This is a genomic window from uncultured Stenotrophomonas sp., assembly GCF_913778665.1.
GTDB lineage: Bacteria > Pseudomonadota > Gammaproteobacteria > Xanthomonadales > Xanthomonadaceae > Stenotrophomonas.
Genome location: NZ_CAJYVQ010000002.1, coordinates 207,642 through 227,547, shown reverse-complemented (window position 1 = coordinate 227,547; position 19,906 = coordinate 207,642). Strand labels below are relative to the sequence as shown.

At 68.0% G+C, this 19,906-nt stretch carries 24 protein-coding genes; 14 read left to right on the top strand and 10 right to left on the bottom strand.

The window, feature by feature from the left end:
- Nucleotides 1–117: 117 nt before the first annotated feature.
- The 4 genes from QZ853_RS01940 to QZ853_RS01925 all read right to left on the bottom strand — a co-directional run bounded on the left by QZ853_RS01940 (nucleotide 118) and on the right by QZ853_RS01925 (nucleotide 3,252).
- The gene (locus QZ853_RS01940; protein ID WP_295570287.1) at nucleotides 118–723 is read right to left on the bottom strand and encodes a HutD family protein; all 606 of its coding nucleotides are present in this window, start codon (nucleotides 721–723) and stop codon (nucleotides 118–120) included.
- Nucleotides 724–757: 34 nt separating this feature from the next.
- A complete protein-coding gene (locus QZ853_RS01935) occupies nucleotides 758–1,483 on the bottom strand; it encodes a murein L,D-transpeptidase catalytic domain family protein (RefSeq protein ID WP_295570285.1) in 726 nt (241 codons plus the stop codon).
- Between the two features lie 16 nt (nucleotides 1,484–1,499).
- Nucleotides 1,500–2,573 (bottom strand): L,D-transpeptidase, encoded by a 1,074-nt coding sequence (locus QZ853_RS01930; RefSeq protein ID WP_295570283.1) that lies wholly within the window; start codon nucleotides 2,571–2,573, stop codon nucleotides 1,500–1,502.
- Nucleotides 2,574–2,925: 352 nt separating this feature from the next.
- Complete coding sequence (locus tag QZ853_RS01925; RefSeq protein WP_295570282.1) at nucleotides 2,926–3,252, bottom strand: helix-hairpin-helix domain-containing protein; 327 nt, start codon at nucleotides 3,250–3,252, stop codon at nucleotides 2,926–2,928.
- A gap of 201 nt (nucleotides 3,253–3,453) precedes the next feature.
- On the opposite strand from QZ853_RS01925, the gene QZ853_RS01920 reads away from it, so the two are divergent.
- The 4 genes from QZ853_RS01920 (at nucleotide 3,454) to murU (ending at nucleotide 7,078) form a co-directional block, all read left to right on the top strand.
- Complete coding sequence (locus QZ853_RS01920) at nucleotides 3,454–4,947, top strand: M20 family metallopeptidase (RefSeq protein WP_295570281.1); 1,494 nt, start codon at nucleotides 3,454–3,456, stop codon at nucleotides 4,945–4,947.
- 70 nt (nucleotides 4,948–5,017) lie between these two features.
- Nucleotides 5,018–5,287, top strand: a complete 270-nt coding sequence (locus QZ853_RS01915; RefSeq protein ID WP_295570279.1) for a GlsB/YeaQ/YmgE family stress response membrane protein — start codon at nucleotides 5,018–5,020, stop codon at nucleotides 5,285–5,287.
- Nucleotides 5,288–5,345: 58 nt separating this feature from the next.
- Entirely contained in the window at nucleotides 5,346–6,371 is a 1,026-nt protein-coding gene (locus QZ853_RS01910) for a phosphotransferase (RefSeq protein WP_295570277.1), read from the top strand.
- Nucleotides 6,368–7,078 (top strand): N-acetylmuramate alpha-1-phosphate uridylyltransferase MurU, encoded by a 711-nt coding sequence (murU, locus tag QZ853_RS01905; protein WP_295570275.1) that lies wholly within the window; start codon nucleotides 6,368–6,370, stop codon nucleotides 7,076–7,078. Before QZ853_RS01910 ends, murU begins: the two co-directional genes overlap by 4 nt.
- A gap of 522 nt (nucleotides 7,079–7,600) precedes the next feature.
- Here the strand turns inward: murU and hda are convergent.
- From hda to QZ853_RS01890, 3 genes are read right to left on the bottom strand one after another with little or no spacing between them, the layout of a single operon-like run.
- On the bottom strand, nucleotides 7,601–8,308 hold the full coding sequence (gene hda, locus QZ853_RS01900; RefSeq protein ID WP_295570273.1) for a DnaA regulatory inactivator Hda: 708 nt from the start codon (nucleotides 8,306–8,308) through the stop codon (nucleotides 7,601–7,603).
- Nucleotides 8,308–9,477 (bottom strand): AI-2E family transporter, encoded by a 1,170-nt coding sequence (locus tag QZ853_RS01895; RefSeq protein WP_295570271.1) that lies wholly within the window; start codon nucleotides 9,475–9,477, stop codon nucleotides 8,308–8,310. The genes hda and QZ853_RS01895 overlap by 1 nt, the downstream gene beginning before the upstream one ends.
- Nucleotides 9,474–10,613: a DUF2066 domain-containing protein gene (locus tag QZ853_RS01890; protein ID WP_295570269.1), complete on the bottom strand. Its 1,140-nt coding sequence runs from the start codon at nucleotides 10,611–10,613 to the stop codon at nucleotides 9,474–9,476. The genes QZ853_RS01895 and QZ853_RS01890 overlap by 4 nt, the downstream gene beginning before the upstream one ends.
- A 99-nt stretch (nucleotides 10,614–10,712) precedes the next feature.
- Between QZ853_RS01890 and purM the strand changes: the two genes are divergently transcribed.
- The 7 genes from purM (at nucleotide 10,713) to QZ853_RS01855 (ending at nucleotide 15,620) form a co-directional block, all read left to right on the top strand.
- Nucleotides 10,713–11,771 carry a phosphoribosylformylglycinamidine cyclo-ligase gene (gene purM, locus QZ853_RS01885; RefSeq protein WP_295570267.1) on the top strand — a complete coding sequence of 353 codons (1,059 nt, stop codon included), beginning with the start codon at nucleotides 10,713–10,715 and terminating at the stop codon, nucleotides 11,769–11,771.
- 21 nt (nucleotides 11,772–11,792) lie between these two features.
- Entirely contained in the window at nucleotides 11,793–12,281 is a 489-nt protein-coding gene (locus QZ853_RS01880; RefSeq protein WP_295570265.1) for a hypothetical protein, read from the top strand.
- Nucleotides 12,278–12,700 (top strand): hypothetical protein, encoded by a 423-nt coding sequence (locus QZ853_RS01875; RefSeq protein ID WP_295570264.1) that lies wholly within the window; start codon nucleotides 12,278–12,280, stop codon nucleotides 12,698–12,700. Before QZ853_RS01880 ends, QZ853_RS01875 begins: the two co-directional genes overlap by 4 nt.
- 41 nt (nucleotides 12,701–12,741) lie before the next feature.
- Nucleotides 12,742–13,395 carry a DUF2238 domain-containing protein gene (locus tag QZ853_RS01870; protein ID WP_295570262.1) on the top strand — a complete coding sequence of 218 codons (654 nt, stop codon included), beginning with the start codon at nucleotides 12,742–12,744 and terminating at the stop codon, nucleotides 13,393–13,395.
- Nucleotides 13,392–14,051, top strand: coding sequence for a phosphoribosylglycinamide formyltransferase (gene purN / locus QZ853_RS01865; protein ID WP_295570261.1), 660 nt, complete (start codon nucleotides 13,392–13,394; stop codon nucleotides 14,049–14,051). Before QZ853_RS01870 ends, purN begins: the two co-directional genes overlap by 4 nt.
- Before the next feature lie 67 nt (nucleotides 14,052–14,118).
- A complete protein-coding gene (locus tag QZ853_RS01860; RefSeq protein WP_295570259.1) occupies nucleotides 14,119–14,934 on the top strand; it encodes a DUF3108 domain-containing protein in 816 nt (271 codons plus the stop codon).
- 2 nt (nucleotides 14,935–14,936) lie between these two features.
- Entirely contained in the window at nucleotides 14,937–15,620 is a 684-nt protein-coding gene (locus QZ853_RS01855) for a DUF3108 domain-containing protein (RefSeq protein WP_295570257.1), read from the top strand.
- 108 nt (nucleotides 15,621–15,728) lie between these two features.
- Here the strand turns inward: QZ853_RS01855 and QZ853_RS01850 are convergent, their stop codons facing one another.
- The 3 genes from QZ853_RS01850 to QZ853_RS01840 are packed head-to-tail and all read right to left on the bottom strand — an operon-like array spanning nucleotide 15,729 to nucleotide 17,566.
- On the bottom strand, nucleotides 15,729–16,046 hold the full coding sequence (locus QZ853_RS01850; RefSeq protein ID WP_295570255.1) for an EF-hand domain-containing protein: 318 nt from the start codon (nucleotides 16,044–16,046) through the stop codon (nucleotides 15,729–15,731).
- Nucleotides 16,043–17,314, bottom strand: coding sequence for a UDP-N-acetylglucosamine 1-carboxyvinyltransferase (murA, locus tag QZ853_RS01845; RefSeq protein WP_295570253.1), 1,272 nt, complete (start codon nucleotides 17,312–17,314; stop codon nucleotides 16,043–16,045). Before murA ends, QZ853_RS01850 begins: the two co-directional genes overlap by 4 nt.
- A 21-nt stretch (nucleotides 17,315–17,335) precedes the next feature.
- Entirely contained in the window at nucleotides 17,336–17,566 is a 231-nt protein-coding gene (locus QZ853_RS01840) for a BolA family protein (RefSeq protein ID WP_021202589.1), read from the bottom strand.
- A gap of 54 nt (nucleotides 17,567–17,620) precedes the next feature.
- Between QZ853_RS01840 and QZ853_RS01835 the strand changes: the two genes are divergently transcribed.
- The 3 genes from QZ853_RS01835 (at nucleotide 17,621) to lptC (ending at nucleotide 19,809) form a co-directional block, all read left to right on the top strand.
- Nucleotides 17,621–18,622: a KpsF/GutQ family sugar-phosphate isomerase gene (locus QZ853_RS01835; protein ID WP_295570252.1), complete on the top strand. Its 1,002-nt coding sequence runs from the start codon at nucleotides 17,621–17,623 to the stop codon at nucleotides 18,620–18,622.
- A 66-nt stretch (nucleotides 18,623–18,688) separates the two neighbouring features.
- Nucleotides 18,689–19,237 (top strand): HAD hydrolase family protein, encoded by a 549-nt coding sequence (locus QZ853_RS01830; RefSeq protein WP_295570251.1) that lies wholly within the window; start codon nucleotides 18,689–18,691, stop codon nucleotides 19,235–19,237.
- Nucleotides 19,234–19,809 carry an LPS export ABC transporter periplasmic protein LptC gene (lptC, locus tag QZ853_RS01825; protein ID WP_295570250.1) on the top strand — a complete coding sequence of 192 codons (576 nt, stop codon included), beginning with the start codon at nucleotides 19,234–19,236 and terminating at the stop codon, nucleotides 19,807–19,809. The genes QZ853_RS01830 and lptC overlap by 4 nt, the downstream gene beginning before the upstream one ends.
- Nucleotides 19,810–19,906 lie beyond the last annotated feature (97 nt).

The window sequence follows — 19,906 nt, the reverse complement described above, 5'->3', positions numbered from 1 at the left end:
CCGCATCCACGCTTGGCGTGGATCCACTGCTGTGCGGTTGTCACCATGCCTGGACCCGCCGTTGTAGATCCATGCCATGCGCGGATGGCGCCCCAGGACGCCGGGCAGGGCCCGGCGCTAACCGGTGCTCGTTACCCGTATCGCCAACAACTCGCCCCCACCCTGCACCGCATGCCGCTGCCGCTCACCAGCCGACAGCCACGCGGTATCGCCGGCCTGCATGGCCGGCAATCCACTGTCCCCGCCAAATTCGGCGTGTCCGGCCAACAGGTGCAACGCCCAGGCCACGCCCGGTTCGCAGAAGAAGAACATCGATCCCACCAGCGGCCGATGCAGCAACTCGGCCTGCAGCAGATCGCGCTTCCACATCAGGTTGAAGTCGTGAGTGGTGCCATCGACCAGTTCGCCGTGCAGCGCTTGCTCACCGGCAAAGCGCACCCGCCCGTGCGGCGGCAGCACCTCGGCAACGCGGCCATCGGCAAAGCGCAGACGCACGCCATTGCCCTGCAGCAGCACCAGCTCGCGCTCCACGCCGGGGAAAGCGGAGAACGCGGCGTCCTGCTCGATTTCGGCCACCGACAGGCGCAGCGCCCAGTCATCGCCCTGCGCCGGCAGGCGCAGGATCTCGCGGGTCCAGCCAAGTCCATTGCGCCAGCGTTCGCGGCGATAGTCCAGGCTGGAAATGACCTGGCTCGGAGCATGCAGCAGGGAGTCGACGTTCATCGGCGCATTGCATCACGCCACGCGCCTTCGTGCATCACCGCGTGGCGAGGGTGCCCTGCCCGCCGCACTCACCGCCCAGCAACTGTGAATGCTTCAGCCAGTCCTGGTCCGGGTAATACGCGAACACCATCGTGCCGCCGCGCAACGCGTCGATGAGAGGTTTGGCCACCGACAGGCGCACCGCCGGGCAGCCCAGGCTGCGGCCCAGCCGTCCCTGCAGCTGCGCGGTCGCCGGGTTCACATAAGGCGCGCCGTGGATGACGATCGCGCGTTCGCGCGCACGGTCGTTGAAGCCCGGTTCCAGCCCGGCCAGGCGCAGCGAGTAGCCGTTGCCACCCATGTAGGTCTCCTGTGCGGTGAACGCGCCCAGGCTGGACATGAAACTGCCGTCGCGGTTGGAAAAATGCTCGGTGTGGTTCTCGCCGCTGTTGCGGCCATGCGCCACCCATTCCTCGAACAGCAGCCGCTGGTGGGCCAAGTCGAACACCCACAGCCGCGGCTCGGTGGAGGGCCGCGAATAGTCGATCACGCTGAGGCGATCACTGTTGATGCCCAGCTCCGGCCGTTGCAGTGCGCAGCGCATGGCATGCGCCGCCAGTTGCAGCACGTGGCGGTCGGCCTTGGGCGCGCTGCGCGACAGCAGGGCAGCCAGATCATCGGCAGAGGTGGCGAGGGCGGGCGTCTGTGCCAGCGCCGGGGCGCTGGCCGAGGTCGCCAGCAGGCCGAACGCGGCCAGCCGGCACAGGCGGGATGCAGTCATGGGCACAACGAGGGCGTCAGTTGCTCTTGAGGGTGGACCCTGGCGGCTCGGATTCCAAGACCGGCTGCATTCCGGATTCAGCCGGGCTTGGGCGGACCGCCGGCAGCGAGGTCACCAGCAGGGTCGTGCCCGGCACCAGCACCTGGTACAGCTGGCGGGCGAAATCGGCCGGCAGCGCCATCGGCAGCGAGGGCGTGGCCAGCAGGTCCGGCGTGGCCTGGGCCCGGTCCTGGCCCAGCAGCGGGTAGGCCGTCCACTGGTGCAGGCGCTGGTTCGCGTCCAGCGGGCTGGGGGTGTCGCTGTAACCCTGCCCCATCACGAACAGGGTGGTGCCCTGAAAGGCCGGCAGCGCGTCGGCCTTCAACGGCGACTCGCCGATCATCACGCCATCGCGCAGCACGTACAGGCGCTGGTCACGCAGGCTGACCAGGATGCCAACCTGCCCGGCCGGGGCCGCACTGTCGTTCCACCAGGCCTGGGTAGCCGCTCCCTCGGTTTCCGGCAGCGCCTGCCCGCGCGCGTTCACCGGCGCCAGCACCGACGGATAGGCCAGGGTCATCGGCGAGCTCTTGGCATCGGCCACGACCACGGTATCGCCACGCTGGGTTTCGCTGAACAGCTTCTGCGCGAAGGCCTGCGGCAGTCGCACGCAGCCGTGCGAGGCCGGGTGCCCGGGCAGGCTGCCACCGTGCAGGGCGATGCCGTCCCAGGTCAGCCGCTGCATGTAGGGCATCGGTGCGCTGTTGTAGAGGTTGGACTTGTGGTCCTTGTCCTTCTGCAGGATGGTGAACACGCCGGTCGGCGTCTCGTGCCCGGCCTTGCCCGAGCTGATCGTGGTCAGGCCGATGGCGATGCCGTTGCGGTACACATAGGCACGCTGCTCGTCCAGGCTGACCACCAGCACGATCGGGCCACTCGGCGAGATTTCCGGATGCCACAGGTATTCGCCCGGCTTGAGGTCGGTCGGCCCGCGCACGTCGACAGCGCTTGCAGCGGCAGGCGTTCCGGCCGGCGGTGCAGCCGCGTGGGCCAGCAGCGGCAGGACCAGTACAAGGCCGAGCATCAGGGTTGTGGGGCGATGCGGAAACATCCAGCGGGTGTCCTTTCCATGCGGTGCGGTCACCGTACACCATGGGCACGTGGTGGCCGCGGCAAAACCAGGCGCCGGAAATGAAACTGCCCGGCGACACAGCCATGTGTCGTACCGGGCAATCGTTACGTCCCTGTCGGCCTGCTGCCGCCCCCTCGCATCCTGCGCTGTGGGGGTAGCGTTGCATCCTGCACGCGGCCGCGTCTGTCCTGTTTGTATCTCAGCCCCTTCCACAGGTCTGTGATGCCACCATCCTGGTGATTGGTGCCGCATCCTGCGGCGGTCGGTGGTCACGGCCATCCTGCCCGTGTCCAGTGAACCAGCCTCCTGCCGGTTCCGACGATTCCTGCTGTCAGCGCCTGGGTACGGTTCGTACCGGTACCGATCCGGGTACCGGATCCGCCGGCAACAGCCTGTTGCCTACGGTGATCCGCTGTCGATTCCGTTCGACGATTGCTTTCCCTATCCCCTTCACCTGCGTCAGGTCCTCGACGCGATGAAACGGGCCGTGTCTGCGCCGGTGCTCGACGATCGCCTCGGCCTTGGCGGCTCCGACCATCGTCAATCCCTGCTGCAGCGCCTGTGCATCGGCGTGGTTGATGTCGATCGGTCCGGTGGCATGCGCCTCTGCGAACCCCATCACCAGCACCAGTGCCGTTGACACGACAAACCAAGGCACGACGTGTATCTCCTTGTGGTTCTGGCTGCCCCGACCGGCAATCCCGTCGGTCGAAACAGTGTCCGTCACCACATGCGCACAGCCTATCGGTTTCCCACATTTCCGTAAGCCAGCCAAATACCCGACGTGATGTAGGAAAAACCCTACCCCCGGCACAGGCGTAGAATGGCGCGATCACAGCCCATGCAACCGGAGTTTCAGATGGACAGCGCCAAGCTCGGCCAATTCGTCAATGACAAGTGGGACAGCGAGATCGTCCCGCAACTGGTCGACTACATCCGCATTCCCAACAAGTCGCCGATGTTCGACGCCAATTGGGTGCAGAACGGCTACATGGAACAGGCGGTCACGCTAATGGAGAACTGGGCCAAGGCCCAGCAGCTGCCTGGCCTGAAGGTCGAGGTGGTGCGCCTGGAAGGCCGTACCCCGCTGATCTTCCTGGAAATTCCAGCCACCGGCGCTGAGACCGGCGACGACACCATCCTGCTCTACGGCCACCTGGACAAGCAGCCGGAAATGACCGGCTGGGACGACGACCTCGGCCCGTGGACCCCGGTCCTGCGCGGCGACAAGCTGTACGGCCGCGGCGGCGCCGACGACGGTTACGCCATCTTCGGCTCGCTGGCTGCGGTGCTGGCGCTGCAGGCCCAGGGCCTGCCGCACGCCCGCTGCGTGGTGCTGATCGAAGCCTGCGAAGAATCGGGCAGCTACGACCTGCCGGCCTACGTCGACCACCTGGCCGACCGCATCGGCAAGCCGTCGCTGGTGGTCTGCCTGGATTCGGGCTGCGCCAACTACGACCAGCTGTGGTGCACCACTTCGCTGCGCGGCCTGACCGGCGGCAACTTCACCGTGAAGGTGCTCAACGAAGGCGTGCATTCCGGCGATGCCTCCGGCGTGATCCCGTCCAGCTTCCGCCTGCTGCGCCAGCTGCTGTCGCGCATCGAGGACCAGGACACCGGCCGCATCCTGATCGACGGCATGAACGTGGAGATTCCGGCCGAGCGCCAGGAACAGGCCAAGCGTGCTGCCGAAGTGGTCGATACCGAGATCTTCGAGAAGTTCCCGATGGTCGACGGCCTGCGCCCGATGAACGAGGACCTGACCGAGCTGGTGCTCAACCGAACCTGGCGCCCGGCGCTGTCGGTCACCGGCGTTGGCGGCATGCCGCCGCTGGAATCGGCCGGTAACGTGCTGCGCCCGCAGACCTCGGTGAAGCTGTCGCTGCGCCTGCCGCCGACAGCCGATGGCAAGACCTGCGGCGAGCTGCTGAAGGAAGCGCTGCTGCGCGACCCGCCGAACGGCGCGCAGGTCACCTTGGACCTGGAAAAGGCCTCCACCGGCTGGAACGCCCCGGCCATGGCGCCGTGGCTGACCCAGGCCATCGACGACGCCAGCCAGGCCTTCTTCGGCAAGCCGGCGATGTACATGGGCGAAGGCGGCTCGATCCCGTTCATGGGCATGCTGGGTGAGAAGTTCCCGGGCGCGCAGTTCATGATCACCGGCGTCCTCGGCCCGCACTCCAACGCGCACGGCCCGAACGAGTTCCTGCACATCCCGATGGGCAAGAAGGTCACCGCCTGCGTGTCCAAGGTGATCAGCGAGCACTACGCCGCCAGCCTGCGCGGCGAAACCAGCGGTTCGCCGGTCGCGGCCGACAGCGGCACCCGCCACGGCGACCACGGCTGCTGCTGATCCGGCACCGGTGACGGACGCAGCCTGGCCTTGCTAGGCTGCGTCCACCCCAAGCGAAACACACACACACATGAATGGTCTGTTCGGCAGCAGCAGCTGGCTCTACATCCTGCTGGTCGGCTTCTTCGTCGGCCTGCTCGGGCGTTTCTTCATGCCCGGCAACAACCGCATGGGTTGCCTGCTGACCATCGTGCTGGGCATTGTCGGCGCCCTCGTGGCCGGGTGGTTCGGCCAGTACATGGGCTGGTACCGCCCCGGCGAACCGGCCGGCTTCTTCGGCGCGGTGGTCGGCGCGGTTGCCGTACTGGCGCTGATGCGGCTGTTCACTCCCCGCCGCTGAGCGTCCCCCCTCTTATTTTCCCGAGCTTGGCGCGCCCGTCGCGCCCGGAACTGCCCGCATGACCGAACCTGCTTCCGACCCCCAGCGCAGCGCGCAGCGCCTGCAGTGGGCCCGTACCCGACTGGAGGATGCCAACGCGGTGGCCGAGCGCGCCTCGGTCGATGCCGGCATGCGCAGCTACTGGCGTACCACCAGCACGCGCGGCAGCCACATCGTGATGGATGCGCCCCCGGGGCTGGAAGATCCGCGGCCGTGGCTGCGCATGCGCGGCCTGCTGCACGACCACGGCCTGCGCGTGCCGGAACTGCTGGCGCAGGATCTGGACGCTGGTTTCCTGCTGCTGGAAGACCTCGGTGGCCCGACCCTGGCGAAGATCCTCGACGCGCGTAATGCCGATGAATGGTTCGACCGCTCGATCGAACAGCTGCTGCGCCTGCAGGCGATTCCGGTGCCCGCTGATTTCGGCCAGTTCGGCGAAGCGCTGCTGCAGCGCGATGCCGGCCTGTTCGACGACTGGTTCCTGCAACGCCACCTGCAGCTGGAACTGGACTGCGGCGACATCGAAGGCCTGCAGCTGGTGCAACGCAGGTTGATGGACAACGCGCTGGGCCAGGCCCAGCTGATGACCCACCGCGACTACATGCCGCGCAACCTGATGCCGGTCGACAACGGCCCCGCCGTGCTGGATTTCCAGGACCTGGTGCGCGGCCCGATCGCCTACGACACGGTGAGCCTGTTCAAGGATGCGTTCCTGAGCTGGCCGCTGCAGCGCGTGGATGAATGGCTGGCGCAGTACCACCAGCGCGCGCTGGATGCCGGCCTGCCGGTGCCCGACCGGGCCACCTTCCTGCGTGATGCCGACTGGATGGGTATCCAGCGCCACCTGAAGTGCCTGGGCATCTTCAGCCGACTGCGTTACCGCGACAACAAGGGCCACTATCTGGACGACGTGCCGCGCTTCATCGGCTACCTGGATGAAGTGTTGCCGCGTTACCGCGAGCTGGCGCCGCTGCAGCGGCTGCTGGACGACCGTATCAAGCCGGCACTGGCCGAGCTGGCCGCACCGATGCGCGTGGCACGATGAAGGCACTGATCTTTGCCGCAGGCCTGGGCGAACGCATGCGCCCGCTGACCCTGCACACGCCCAAGCCACTGCTGCAGGTGGCGGGCAAGCCGCTGATCGTGTGGCACCTGGAACGCCTGGCCGCGCTGGGCGTGCGCGAGGTAGTGATCAACACCGCATGGCTGGCCGATCAGTTTCCGGCAACGCTGGGTGATGGCAGCCAGTGGGGACTGCACCTGCATTTCATGTACGAAGGCCAGACGCCGCTGGAAACCGGCGGCGGCATCCTCAACGCGCTGCCGGTGCTGGGTGAGCACCCGTTCCTGGTGGTGAACGGTGATATCTGGACCGATTTCGATGTCGCTACGCTGCCGCGCGAGCCGCAGGGCCAGGCGCATCTGGTGCTGGTCGACAATCCGGTGCAGCACCCCAACGGCGACTACCGGCTGGACCCCCGGGGCGTGCTGCATCACGACCGCGCAGGCCCGTGCCTGACCTATGCCGGCATTGGTGTCTACCGCCCCTCGATCGTGGCCGATTGGCGCGCGGTGATCGGTGATGCGCCGGGCAGCGAACAGGTGCCGCCGAAGTTCTCGGTGGTGCCGCTGCAGAAGCATTTCATGGCGCAGGGATTGATGACGGGGCAGCACCATCGTGGGCGTTGGACCGACGTGGGTACTGTGGATCGCCTGCGCGCGCTGGATGTGGAGTTGGCGGCGAACGGCTGAGCCCCTCGTGGCTGGACTCATTGAAAGCAGAAGCCGTGCTTGGCCGGGCGGGGTGGGCCCGCGGGGGACGCCGTGAACCCGTCCCTGGGGGCTTGGCCGCGGCATCCATGCCGCGGACACCCCCGCGAACCCACCCCGCCCGGCCTCTGACAGTTTCCGTGGGCGTCCAGGCACGGAAGAAAGAAAGAAAAGCAGAAGCGGGTCGCTTCGCTGCGCTTGCTCCGGTGACGACCAACGGTCGTCACCCACCACAAGCAAGACACTTGTCGACCAAGGTCGACACCCACCAACAGCAGTGCAGTACGCAGTCCCGGCAGATCGCGGGAACCTGTCGAAGGCGGGGTGGGTCAGGTTGCGGGGGCGTGAGCCGCATGGATGCGGCGACCGAGCTTACATGGACGTACTTGCAGCGTCCCCCGCAACCGGACCCACCCCGCCATCCCACGGATAGCCAGCTTTTGACGTTGACGTTGCTTCGGCTTCTGCGGGTGCAGGGCGCAGCCCTGCAAACAAACCCCACCCTCAATAACGAGGACGGCCTTCTTCCAGCACCTGGCGCAGGAACGGCACGGTGATCCGCCGCTTCGCCGCCAGCGATTCGCGGTCCAGCCAGTCCAGCAGCGTGATCAATCCACCCAGCTCGCGCCCGGTGTGCGACAGCAGCCACTCGATGGCCGCTTCGTCGATCGCCAGCCCACGGCGCAGTGCACGCTCACGCAGCACCGCCGCGCGACCTTCCTCATCCAACGGCTGCAGCAGCACGCGCACGCACTGACCCAGCCGTGAACGCAGGTCGGGCAGCACCAGGCCCAGTTCTTCCGGTGCCTTCTGCGCCGTGTACAGCACGGTCACCCCAGCAGCACGCGCGCGGTTGTGGAAATCGAACAGTGCGATCTCGTCCTCGCGATGGCCGGCAACCTCATCCAGGCCATCCAGCGCCACCAGTTCGCGCGACTCCAGCCCATCGAGCGCCGCGCGCACGCGGCCAGCCGCGCTGGCCAGCGGCACGTAGGTCGGCAGGCGGCCGGCCTGCTCGGCGCTGGAACACATCGCCAGCGCCTGATGGGTCTTGCCGGTGCCCGCCGCCCCTTCCAGGTAGACCCAATCGTGGCTGGCGCCCACTGCAATCGCACGCAGCTGCGCCAGCGCGCCATCCGGCGCGCCGATGAAGGTCTCCAGGCGCTGGTCCCGCGGGTAATGCAGGGCCAGCGGTAGTTGCGGCACACCCATCACTTCAGGTCGGGGCCCTTGTCATCCGGGATGATGATATGGGGCTGATCGACCACCCCATCAAGCACGATCGCCGGCTTCTCGCCCACGTACAGCTCGCTCTGCCGATAGCGCTGATGGGCGTAACGCAGCAGCACGTTGGTGACCGCTGCAACCGGCAGCGCCAGCAACATGCCGAGGAAGCCGAACAGCTGGCCGCCGGCCATCACCGCGAAGATCACCGCCACCGGGTGCAGGCCGATCTTGTCGCCGACGATGCGCGGCGTCAGCACATAGCTCTCCAGCAGCTGGCCGACGGTGAACACCACGCCGACCAGGATCAGCAGCTTCAGGTCGAAGCCCTGTGCCTGCACCAGCGCGGCCACGATCGCCATCAGGATGCCGGTGGTCGCGCCCAGGTACGGGATGAAGCTGATCAGGCCAGCAATCAGGCCGATCAGCAGGCCCAGCTTGAGGCCGACCAGCGACAGGCCACCGGCATAGATCACGCCCAGCGCCAGCATCACCAGGAACTGGCCGCGGATGAACGCGCCCAGTACGTCGTTGGACTCACGCGCCAGCGCCGTGATGGTGCCGATGTGGTTGCGCGGGATCACCGAGGCCACACGCTCGACCAGCTTGTCCCAGTCGCGCAGGAAGTAGAACGCCAGGATCGGCAGCAGCAGGATGTTGACTACCCAGGTCACCATCGCAAAGCCCGAACGCGAAACGTAACCCATGAACGTGGTGGCGAAGCCGCCGGCCTGCTGCCAGTGGCTGCGCACCCAGTCGATCAGGCGGTCCGGGTCCAGCCACTGCATCACTTCCAGGCCGGTCTTCTGCTCGAACCAAGGAATGCCCTTTTCCATCAGCCACGCCTGCGCCTGCGGCGCGACCGAAATCAGGGTGGTGATCTGGCGCTCGATCATCGGCACCAGCACCAGCAGCAGGGCCACGATCACCAGCACCATCGCCGCGAACACCAGCACCACGCCGGTCATGCGCGAGCGGCCGGTGGCCTCGATGCGGTCCACCAGCGGGTCGCCCAGCCAGGCCAGCGCCAGCGCCATCACGAACGGGGTCAGGATCGGTGCCAGCAGCCACACCACCCAGCCGACCAGGCCGGCGAACAGGATGTACTTCAGCCGGCGCAGGAACTGCGCGATTTCCGCTTCAGGGGTCAGGGTCATCGCAGGCGGTACTCGTTGCTGACCGGGGCAGCTACGGGGGCTCCGGTGGTGTCATCGATCGGCGTGGGCAGCGCCGGCAGCGTGGCGCTCGGCACTAGCACGCCGTTGTCGCCCAGCATGCGGTTGAAGCCGGCCAGGCCGGTGGTCATTTCCAGGCTCAGCTCCAGCTGGCCGGCCGAGGCGTGCAGCGGGGTGACGTTGCGCACCACCGGCACCTCGCGCAGGCCGGCGGCCAGGCGCAGGTAGTCGTCGGCGCTGTTGATGCCGGTCACCACCACGCGGTAGGTCCCGGCCTGGCCGGTCGCAACGCCGGCCTTGGCGTAACGCTTCACCAGCGCATCGGCGGCGCCGTCGGCACCGGCGGCCATCGCGCGCATGGCGTTGGCATCCTTGCTGGTCCACTTGTTCAGTTCGCGGCCGTTGTCGACGAACACCCAGTCGGCCTGCCAGCCGCCATTGGCGCGGTACAGCTTGCCGATCAGCTGCATCGGCGGCGAATAGCGCGAAGAGGCGCGGGCAACGGCGGCGCTGTCCTGGCGCCAGATCGCCCCGGCCAGCGCTTGTTCGGCGGCACCACCGCTGGGCAGGCCCAGCTTGTAGCCCCGCTCGATGGCGCGGTTCAGCAGCGGGCGGGCGGCATTGGCCTGCTGCACGCTGACCAGGCGCGGGCCACTGCCGTCATCGACAGCCAGCCACAGCACCGGCTTCGGTCGCGGCTGCGGCCACAGCGGCAGGCCCAGCGCCGACACAAGCGAGTCCACGTCCTCCTCGCGGAAGCGCGCGACCAGCAGGGTGCGGAAGCTGGGAGCGCCGCTGGCACTCACGCTCTCGTCCTGCTTGTAGTCATAACTGGCCACGTAATCCTTGGCGTTGCGCAGCGCCTGTACCACGCCGGGGCGGGACATCACGCTGCGATCTCCGGACAACTTGCCCAGAACCACGCTCAGTGCGCGGGCCAGGGCGCCGTTGCGATCGGCTTCGGCCTGGCTGTTGACGGGCACTTCGGCCTCGTACGCGCCAGTGGCGGTGGCGACATCACCCTCGGTGCGCAGGCCGCTCTGGGCCATCGTGGCCACCGGCAGGCTCAGTGCAATGAGCAGGGTCAGAATCAGGCTGCGGCGCATCAGGACATCCATTGGCTCGACGTATCCGGGGGAATTGTTGCCCGAATACGGACTTTGCGCCAATGCGGCCTGTTAAAATCGCCCGTTCAACCCCTGCCAGCGCCGACGCCCGTGACCAACACCCCGTCTTCCGCCCCCTCCCCCCTCACCTACCGTGATGCGGGTGTCGACATCGACGCCGGCAACGCTCTGGTCGAGCGGATCAAGCCCCTGGTCAAGCGCAGCTTCCGGCCGGAAGTGATGGGCGGCCTTGGCGGCTTCGGCGCCCTGTTCGACCTGTCCAACAAGTACCGCGAGCCGGTGCTGGTGTCCGGCACCGACGGCGTGGGCACCAAGCTGAAGCTGGCCCACCAGCTGAACCGCCACGACACGATCGGCATCGACCTGGTGGCCATGTGCGTGAACGACGTGCTGGTGCAGGGCGCCGAGCCGCTGTTCTTCCTGGACTATTTCGCCACCGGCAAGCTGGACATCGACACCGCTGCGGCGGTCGTGGGTGGCATCGCCAACGGCTGCACCGAGGCCGGCTGTGCGCTGATCGGCGGCGAGACCGCTGAAATGCCCGACATGTACGCACCCGGCGAATACGACCTGGCCGGCTTCACCGTCGCTGCGGTCGAGAAGAGCGAGCTGAAGGACGGCGCCAGCGTGGCCGCCGGTGACGTGCTGATCGGCATCGCCTCGTCGGGCCCGCACTCCAACGGCTACTCGCTGGTGCGCCGCATCTATGACCGCGCCGGCCGCCCGGCGGAGCTGGAGCTGGAAGGCGGGGTGAAGCTGGTCGATGCGCTGATGGCGCCGACCCGCCTGTACGTCAAGCCGATCCTGTCGCTGCTGAAGTCGCACGGCGAGGCCATCCACGGCATGGCCCACATCACCGGTGGCGGCCTCACCGAGAACATCATCCGCGTGGTGCCCGACGGCCTCGGCCTGGACATCCAGGCTTCGTCGTGGACCCTGCCGCCGGTGTTCCAGTGGCTGCAGAAGGAAGGCGCGGTGGCCGACAGCGAGATGTGGCGCACCTTCAACTGCGGCATCGGCTTCGTGCTGATCGTCGCAGCGGACCAGGTGGCTGCGGTGTCCGAGGCGGTCAAGGCGCAGGGCCTGGAGCACTGGACCATCGGCCAAGTGGTTACCGCCGAAGGCGCCGAGCGCGTCCACATCGGCTGAGCCCGGCAACCAGGAGCCCGCATGGACGCAACGCCCCCCGTGTCGCCTGCCCCGATGCCGCCGCCACTGGCGCCGGCACCGGTGTTCAGCGCGCAGGACGCCGACCACCTGCGCATGCTGTCCATCGCGCACTACGTGGTTGGTGGCCTGATCGCGCTGTTTTCGCTGATCTTCATCCTGCACATCGTGATCGGCATCGCCGCCCTGACCGGCAGCCTGCCCATGGAGTCCTCCGGCGGCCCCTCCTCGCCGGAGGAACAGCGCCTGATGGGCTGGGTATTCACCGTGCTCGGCTGCGTCATGGTGTTCGGCGGAGTCACCCTGGGCGCGTTCGTCGCCTATGCCGGGCGCTGCCTGGCGCGCCGCCGCCGTCATCTGCTGTGCCTGATCGTGGCCGGCCTGGCCTGCCTGTTCGCACCGGTCGGCACCGTGCTGGGGGTGTTCGCCCTGATCATCCTGCTGCGTCCGCAGGTCAAGGCCGTGTTCGATACCCCCACCGCAACGCCATGACGATTCCGGGCAACCCGCCGCCGCTGCCACAGCAGACCCTGGCGCAGCTGCAGCTGGCCAGCCACCTGCAGACGCTGAAGGTGCTGTTCTACGCGCTGGCCGGTTTCCACTGGCTGGCCGCGCTGGCCTTCCTCGGTTTCATCGGCGTGGTCGCCAGCACGCGCGGGCTGGACGACGGTGCGGTGCTGGCCACGGTGTACGGCGTGGTCTCGCTGCTGGCGGCCGCACTGGGCGTTGTCCAGCTGCACAGCGCCCGCCTGCTGTCGCGGCGCAGCGGGTTGGCCTGGTGCAGGCGCGCGGCGTGGCTGGCGGTGCTGGCCGGCCCACTGGGCATGGCGCTGACCGCCTATGCCTGGGTGTTCCTGTCCAAGCCTGACATGGCCGCCCTGTTCGACCGTGGCGACCACCTCAGCGTCTGAGCCGGCCGGCGAACACGCTGTCTCCTTCTGATCGACCCGACATGTCCTCGCCTGCCATCGCCACCACCACCGCCCATCGCCTGTCCGGCCCCAAGAAGCTGGCCTTCAGCGTCGCGCTGGCGGTGTTCGTACTCAGCTGGATCCAGCCGTTGTGGCCCACCGAACAGGCCCTGCACAGCACCTTGACCGTGATCGGGCTGGCCGCCCTGTTCTGGGTCGACCGTCGCGGCGGCTGGCTGGGCAACGGCCCCTTCATCGCGATCTGCGGGTTCATCGCCCTGCATTGCGTTGCGGCGCGCTGGCTGTACTCGAACGTGCCCTACGACGCCTGGACGCAGGCCCTGACCGGCTGGTCGCCGAATGCAGCCTTCGGCTGGCAACGCAATCATTTCGACCGCCTCATCCACTTCCTGTACGGCGCCTGCTTCACACCCGCGCTGCTGCAGCTGGCCCGGCACGCGTGGCCGACACTGCGGCGCGGGCAGGCGTTCGCCCTGGCAGTGATGGCAGTGATGTGTTCCAGCCTGGTCTACGAATGGTTCGAATGGGCCATTGCGCTGGCACTGTCGCCCGACGCCGCCGAAGCCTATAACGGCCAGCAGGGTGACATGTGGGATGCGCATGCTGACATGCTGATGGCCACCTTCGGCAGCCTGCTGAGCTGGCCCCTGATCCGCCGGAGCCCACTGCAATGACTGCCGCCACCCGTATCGCCGTGCTCGCCTCGGGCCGCGGCAGCAACCTGCAGGCCATCCTCGACGCGATCGGCAGCGGCCGCCTCCCGGCCCAGGTGGTCGGCGTGTTCTCCGACCGCCCCGGTGCCGAAGCCCTGCAACGCGTCGATCCCGGCCTGCGCTGGGCGCATGCGCCAAAGGAATTCAGCGACCGCGCCGCTTACGAGCAGGCACTGGGCGATGCCCTGGCGGCGGTGCAGGCCGACTGGATCATCTGCGCCGGCTACATGCGCATCCTCGGCGCCGCCTTCGTGCAGCGTTTCGATGGCCGCCTGGTCAACATCCACCCGTCGCTGCTGCCGCGGCACAAGGGCCTGGACACCCACGCGCGGGCGCTGCAGGCCGGCGATGCCGAGCATGGTGCCAGCGTGCACCTGGTGGTGCCCGAGCTGGACGCCGGCGCGGTACTGGCGCAGGTGCGGGTGCCGGTGAGGCCCGGCGACGACGCGCAGGCGCTGGCCGCACGCGTGCTGGCGGTGGAGCACCCGCTGCTGATCGCCACCCTGCAACTGCTGTGCGCGGGCCGCCTGGCTGAACGGGACGGACAGCCCTGGCTGGACGGTCACCCCCTGTTTAGCCCGTTGGCCCTAGATTCCGCCGGGAACCTGCACCGGTAACCTGCTTGCACACGCCCCGCTGACTGCGGGGCTGGCATCCTGCTTCCTCCTGCGGCCCCTGTCCTCCATGAAGACCACGACCCTGCTGTCCACGTCATTGCTGTTGTCGCTGGCCGTACTGCCCGGCGTCGGCCGGGGCCAGGCGCCTGCCGCCTCGCCGCCACCGGCCCCCGCCGCGCTGCCGCCGAATGAACCTGCGGCACCGCTGCTGCCGGCACTGGCCTGGGAGCCGCCGCCGCTGCAGCCGTTCACCGCCACCTACCAGGCCTTCTACAAGGGCAAGGAGGCCGGCGACGCCAGCATGCAGGTGACCCACACCGGCGGCAGCCAGTGGCGCGTGGACATGCAGGTGGTCGGGCGCCGCGGCTTCGCCAGCGTGCTGGGCCTGAACATCGAGCAGAGCACCGTGTTCGAAGAGCGCGGGGGCACCTATGCGCCGTTGAGCCAGAGCACCCTGCGCAAGGGCCTGTTCCTGGGCAAGAAGGCGGTCGGCACCTACAACTGGCAGGCCGGCACCGCGCAGTGGACCGGCGACGTGAAAAAGGACCGCGCGCAGCCGATTCCGCTGCAGCCCGGCGACCAGAGCGCGCTGCTGATCAACCTGGCGATCATGCGCGATGCGCGCCCGGGCGCCAGCATGCACTACCGATACGTGGACATGGGCAAGGTCCGCCAGCATGAGTACCAGGCCGCGCCGCAGACGGAGAACGTCGAGGTCGGCGACCTCTCCTACAACGCGCTGCGGGTCTACCGGACCAACGGCGGCAACAACGAAACCATCCTCTGGATCGCCAACGGTGTTCCCACCCCGGTGCGCATCCTGCAACGCGAAGACGGCGAAGACCGCGTCGACCTGCGCCTGATCGAATACCAAGGAGTCTGAGCATGAGCACCCTGACCCGCCCCCTCACCTGGATCGCCGCTGCCGCGCTGACCGTGGCCAGCCTGCCGGCGATGGCGCTGGAACCGTTCAAGGCCGATTATCTGGCCAGCTACATGGGCATGCAGGCCAACGGCACCATGACCCTGTCCAGCGAAGGCGCCAACAAGTGGCGCTACAGCCTGCAGGTGAAGAACCAGCTGGCCGACCTCAGCCAGAGCACCGTGTTCGAGGAAGTACGCGGCCAGCTGCGCCCGCTCAGCAGCCAGGACCGTTCGGCGCTGCTGGTGAAGAAGCGCAACGTGCAGGCCAACTACAACTGGACCAGCAACCAGGCCACCTGGACCGGCGACATCAAGCCGGATCGCGCCGGCCCGATCGCGCTGAAGACCGGTGACATGGACGCCCTGCTGATCAACCTGGCGATCGCCCGCGACCTGGCGGCCGGCAAGCCGCTGACCTACCGCATGGTCGACGAAGGCCGCATCAAGAACATGACCTACCGCGTGATCGGCAAGGAATCGATCACCGTGGCGGGCAAGAGCTACGATGCGACCAAGGTGTCGCGTGCCGACGGCAACAAGGAGCTCATCGCCTGGATCGTGCCGGAGTTCCCGGTGCCGGCGCGCATGCTGCAGCGTGAGGGTGGCCGCGATGCGCTGGACCTGACCATCAAGGCGATGAACTGACCGCCAGCGGCGGGCCATGCCCGGCAGATTTTCGTTCCGCGCTACGCGCTCGCCGGGCACGGCCCGGCGCTACCGCAACAACAACGCCCGCTTTCGCGGGCGTTGTTCCTACTTCTTCTGCTCGGCTGCGGCCGGCGTGAACTCGGTACGGCAATCCACGCGGATCTGCTCGCCGGTGCCGCGCCAGACGAAGGTGCGGCAATGCCGGTTGCCTTCCTGGCTGTCGTTCACCGACACCGCATAGAACGACTGGATGATCTCGTCGCGCGAGACCGTGCCGTCGCCGTTCCAGTCCATGTCCTTCTGCTCGATGCCCTGAGTGATGGCGATGTTGGCGTACCAGGCATAGCCCAGCCACGCCAGTACGATCAGCACCAGCGCCAGCAGCGCCTTGCGACGCGGGCTGAATTTTCCGCGCAGGATCATGGCACGCGCCGGATGGTGGCGCCGAGCGAAGACAGCTTCTCTTCGATGTTCTCGTAGCCACGGTCAAGGTGGTAGATGCGGTCGATGGTGGTGTCACCGTCAGCCATCAGGCCAGCCAGGATCAGCGACGCCGACGCGCGAAGATCGGTGGCCATCACCGGCGCACCACTCAGGCGCTCGTGGCCACGGGCAATGGCGGTGTGGCCCTCGACCTGGATGTCCGCGCCCAGGCGCAGCAGCTCGTTGACGTGCATGAAACGGTTCTCGAAGATCGTTTCATTGATCACGCCGACACCGTCGGCCACGCAGTTGAGCGCCATGAACTGCGCCTGCATGTCGGTCGGGAACGCCGGGTACGGCGCGGTGGTCAGGTTGACCGCCTTCGGCCGCTTGCCCTGCATGTCCAGGGTGATCGAATCTTCGGTGGTCTCGATCTTCGCACCGGCCTCAGCCAGCTTGGACAGCACCGCGTCCATGGTGTTCGGGCGCGCACGGTTGACCGTGACCTTGCCGCCGGTCATCGCCGCGGCCACCAGGAAGGTGCCGGTTTCGATGCGGTCGGGCAGCACTTCATGGCGGCCGCCAGACAGGCGATCGACGCCTTCGATGACCAGGCGGGCGGTGCCCAGGCCTTCGATCTTCGCGCCGAGGGCGATCAGGCAGTGCGCCAGATCGGTCACTTCCGGTTCCATCGCGCAGTTGTCGAGGATGGTGGTGCCTTCGGCCAGCACCGCGCCCATCAGCACGTTCTCGGTACCGGTGACGCTGACCATGTCGAAGGTGAAGTGGCCACCCTTCAGGCGCTTGGCCGAGGCCTTGATGAAGCCGTTCTCGACCACGATCTCCGCACCCAGCGCCTGCAGGCCCTTGATGTGCTGGTCGACCGGGCGCGAACCGATCGCGCAGCCGCCGGGCAACGACACTTCGGCGGCGCCGAAGCGGGCCAGCAGCGGGCCCAGCACCAGGATCGATGCGCGCATGGTCTTGACCAGTTCGTACGGTGCCACGTGCTGGTTCACCGAGCGCGGGTCGACCACGATCGCGCTGCCGCGCGACAGCGTGCCCTGGTCGATGGTGACCTTGGCGCCCAGCTCGCCCAGCAGCTTCACCGTGGTGACCACGTCGTGCAGGTGCGGCACATTGGTGATCTCCACCGGCGCATCGGCCAGCAGGGTCGCGCACAGAATGGGGAGGACGGCGTTCTTGGCGCCGGAGATGCTCACTTCACCGTGCAGCGCAGCGCCGCCGGTCACAACGATCTTGGCCATGTATTCGGGATCTTCTGCGGTTCAGCCGGCTTCGGCCGGGGTCACGGTTTTCAACGCAAGCGCGTGGATCGCGCCGCCCATCAGGTCACCCAGGGTGGCGTAGACCATCCGGTGGCGAGCCAGCGGCATCTTGCCGGCAAAGGCCTCGCAGACCACGGTCGCTTCGAAATGCACGCCATCGTCGCCACGCACGTCGGCGCGGGCGCCGGGCAGGCCGGTTTCGATCAGATTGCGGATGGTGTCAGCGTCCAACGGGCTTTCCTAATAAAATGAGCGCTCATTCTACTTCCGCTGCGTGGCGTCCGCATGGCCGAGTCCCTCCTGCCCCCCCGTTCCGTCGATCCGGCCAGCCTGGTCGCCAGCGGCCGTCGCGTCTTCGAGATCGAGCAGCAGGCCCTGGATGCGGTTGCCGCCCGCCTCGGTGAAGCCTTCCAGAAGGCCTGCCAGGCGATCCTGGCCAGCCGCGGCCGGGTGGTCGCCACCGGCATGGGCAAGTCCGGCCACATCGCCCGCAAGATCGCCGCCACCCTGGCCTCCACCGGCACCCCAGCGTTCTACGTGCACCCGGGCGAGGCCGGCCACGGCGACCTGGGCATGATCACCGAGGACGACGTGGTGCTTGCCCTGTCCTACTCGGGCGAGTCGGACGAGTTGCTGATGCTGCTGCCCGTGCTCAAGCGCCAGGGCAACGTGCTGATTTCCATGACCGGCCGCCCGCAGTCCAGCCTGGCCACCGCCGCCGACGTGCACCTGGACGTGAGCGTGCCGGCCGAAGCCTGCCCGCTGGCGCTGGCGCCGACCTCCAGCACCACCGCCTCGCTGGCGATGGGCGACGCGCTGGCCGTGGCCCTGCTGGATGCACGCGGCTTCACCGCCGATGACTTCGCCCGCTCGCACCCGGCTGGCAGCCTCGGCCGCCGCCTGCTGCTGCACATCACCGACGTCATGCACACCGGCGACGACCTGCCCAAGGTCCCGGCCGGGGCCAGCCTCAGCGAGGCGCTGGTGGAGATGAGCCGCAAACGGCTGGGCATGACCGCCGTGGTCGACGCCGAGGGCGTGCTGATCGGGCTGTTCACCGACGGCGACCTGCGCCGCGCGCTGGACAGCGCGCTGGACGTGCGCACCGCGAAGATCGCCGATGTGATGACCCGCAACCCGCGCACCATCGGCGCCGACCAGCTGGCCGTGGAGGCCGCCCGGCAGATGGAAACCCAGAAAATCAACGGCCTGATCGTGGTTGATGGCCAGGGCCGGGCCGTCGGCGCCCTGAACATTCATGACCTGTTGCGGGCCCGGGTGGTTTAACCGACAGTCCGTAGACCCCATTCAGTCTGTAATGCCGCACCCGTCCCCACCGAGCCTGCCGCCCTGATGCCCTGGTCCCCCCTGCCCGCCTTCCCCGCCCACCTGCATGCCGCCGCGGCCCAGATCCGCCTGGCCTGCTTCGACGTGGACGGCACCCTCACCGACGGTCGGCTGTACTACGACAAGGACGGCAACGAGAGCAAGGCGTACTTCGTGCAGGACGGCCTGGGCCTGAAACTGCTGCAACAGCACGGCATCCACCCCGTGCTGATCACCGCGCGCAACAGCCAGTCCGCGCTCAAGCGCGGCGCCGACCTCGGCATCGATACCCAGATCGCCGTGGGCGACAAGCTGGCCAGCGTGCAGGCACTGTGCGCCCAGCACGGCATCGGCCTGGACCAGGTGGCGTTCATGGGCGACGACCTGCCCGACCTGGCGCCGCTGGGCGCGGTCGGCCTGGCCGTAGCGCCGGCCAACGCCCATCCGTGGATCGCCGAGCGCGTGCACTGGCAGACCCGCGCCGACGGCGGGCGTGGCGCCGCGCGCGAGCTGTGCGACGTCCTGCTGGCCGCTCAGGGCCGCATCGATGCCGTGCTGGCGAGGTTCGGCGCATGAATGCTCCTGCGATGAACTGGCGCACCGTGCTTGGCGTGGTCCTGCTGCTGGCGGCGCTGCTGAGCAGCTGGGCGGCACTGCGCAACCGCGACAAGGGCGCGCAGCAGGGCGGCGAGGAGGTCGGCGTGGACTACGTGCTGCACGACTTCCAGATCGTCGCGCTCGACGAGCAGGGCAAGGAGTCGACCACGCTGCGTGCACCGCTGCTGGAGCGCCAGCGCGGTGACCAGACCATCAACATCGCCACCCCGCTGTTCGAGATGCCGGACAAGGATGGCAAGCACTGGACCCTGCGGTCGGAGACCGGCTGGCTGAGCGCCAAGGGCGATGAGATGAAGCTGCGCGGCAATGTCGCCGGCGACAGCCCGGCTGGCCCGGGCGTGGTACCCACCACCTTCCGCACCGACCACCTGGACGTGTTCCCCAAAGAAAGCCGCGCCCGCACCGATGCGCGGGTGACCATGACCCGCCCGGGCATGGAACAGTCCGGGGTCGGCTTCGAGGTGGATTCGAAGAACAACACGTATCATTTCCTCAGCCAGTCCAAGGGCCGCTACACGCCCCGGCACTGATTCCGCCGCCCGCCTGCGACGTCCCCGGACAGGCGCGAGGCAGGCAGCCCACCCACCCGCCCCCGGTCGCCCGGGAGGCCCCCACCGGTAGAACGGA

Excerpts from the sequence above, each read along its gene's own strand:
- QZ853_RS01895 (WP_295570271.1), bottom strand. The coding sequence starts at position 9,477 with ATGACCCTGACCCCTGAAGCGGAAATCGCGCAGTTCCTGCGCCGGCTG.
- QZ853_RS01890 (WP_295570269.1), bottom strand. The coding sequence starts at position 10,613 with ATGGATGTCCTGATGCGCCGCAGCCTGATTCTGACCCTGCTCATTGCA.
- hda (WP_295570273.1), bottom strand. The coding sequence starts at position 8,308 with ATGGGTGTGCCGCAACTACCGCTGGCCCTGCATTACCCGCGGGACCAG.
- QZ853_RS01870 (WP_295570262.1), top strand. The coding sequence starts at position 12,742 with ATGTCCTCGCCTGCCATCGCCACCACCACCGCCCATCGCCTGTCCGGC.
- QZ853_RS01940 (WP_295570287.1), bottom strand. The coding sequence starts at position 723 with ATGAACGTCGACTCCCTGCTGCATGCTCCGAGCCAGGTCATTTCCAGC.
- QZ853_RS01830 (WP_295570251.1), top strand. The coding sequence starts at position 18,689 with ATGCCCTGGTCCCCCCTGCCCGCCTTCCCCGCCCACCTGCATGCCGCC.
- QZ853_RS01835 (WP_295570252.1), top strand. The coding sequence starts at position 17,621 with ATGGCCGAGTCCCTCCTGCCCCCCCGTTCCGTCGATCCGGCCAGCCTG.
- QZ853_RS01910 (WP_295570277.1), top strand. The coding sequence starts at position 5,346 with ATGACCGAACCTGCTTCCGACCCCCAGCGCAGCGCGCAGCGCCTGCAG.
- QZ853_RS01935 (WP_295570285.1), bottom strand. The coding sequence starts at position 1,483 with ATGACTGCATCCCGCCTGTGCCGGCTGGCCGCGTTCGGCCTGCTGGCG.
- QZ853_RS01850 (WP_295570255.1), bottom strand. The coding sequence starts at position 16,046 with ATGATCCTGCGCGGAAAATTCAGCCCGCGTCGCAAGGCGCTGCTGGCG.
- murA (WP_295570253.1), bottom strand. The coding sequence starts at position 17,314 with ATGGCCAAGATCGTTGTGACCGGCGGCGCTGCGCTGCACGGTGAAGTG.
- QZ853_RS01920 (WP_295570281.1), top strand. The coding sequence starts at position 3,454 with ATGGACAGCGCCAAGCTCGGCCAATTCGTCAATGACAAGTGGGACAGC.
- QZ853_RS01860 (WP_295570259.1), top strand. The coding sequence starts at position 14,119 with ATGAAGACCACGACCCTGCTGTCCACGTCATTGCTGTTGTCGCTGGCC.
- QZ853_RS01930 (WP_295570283.1), bottom strand. The coding sequence starts at position 2,573 with ATGTTTCCGCATCGCCCCACAACCCTGATGCTCGGCCTTGTACTGGTC.
- QZ853_RS01880 (WP_295570265.1), top strand. The coding sequence starts at position 11,793 with ATGGACGCAACGCCCCCCGTGTCGCCTGCCCCGATGCCGCCGCCACTG.
- lptC (WP_295570250.1), top strand. The coding sequence starts at position 19,234 with ATGAATGCTCCTGCGATGAACTGGCGCACCGTGCTTGGCGTGGTCCTG.
- murU (WP_295570275.1), top strand. The coding sequence starts at position 6,368 with ATGAAGGCACTGATCTTTGCCGCAGGCCTGGGCGAACGCATGCGCCCG.
- QZ853_RS01915 (WP_295570279.1), top strand. The coding sequence starts at position 5,018 with ATGAATGGTCTGTTCGGCAGCAGCAGCTGGCTCTACATCCTGCTGGTC.
- QZ853_RS01855 (WP_295570257.1), top strand. The coding sequence starts at position 14,937 with ATGAGCACCCTGACCCGCCCCCTCACCTGGATCGCCGCTGCCGCGCTG.
- purN (WP_295570261.1), top strand. The coding sequence starts at position 13,392 with ATGACTGCCGCCACCCGTATCGCCGTGCTCGCCTCGGGCCGCGGCAGC.
- QZ853_RS01875 (WP_295570264.1), top strand. The coding sequence starts at position 12,278 with ATGACGATTCCGGGCAACCCGCCGCCGCTGCCACAGCAGACCCTGGCG.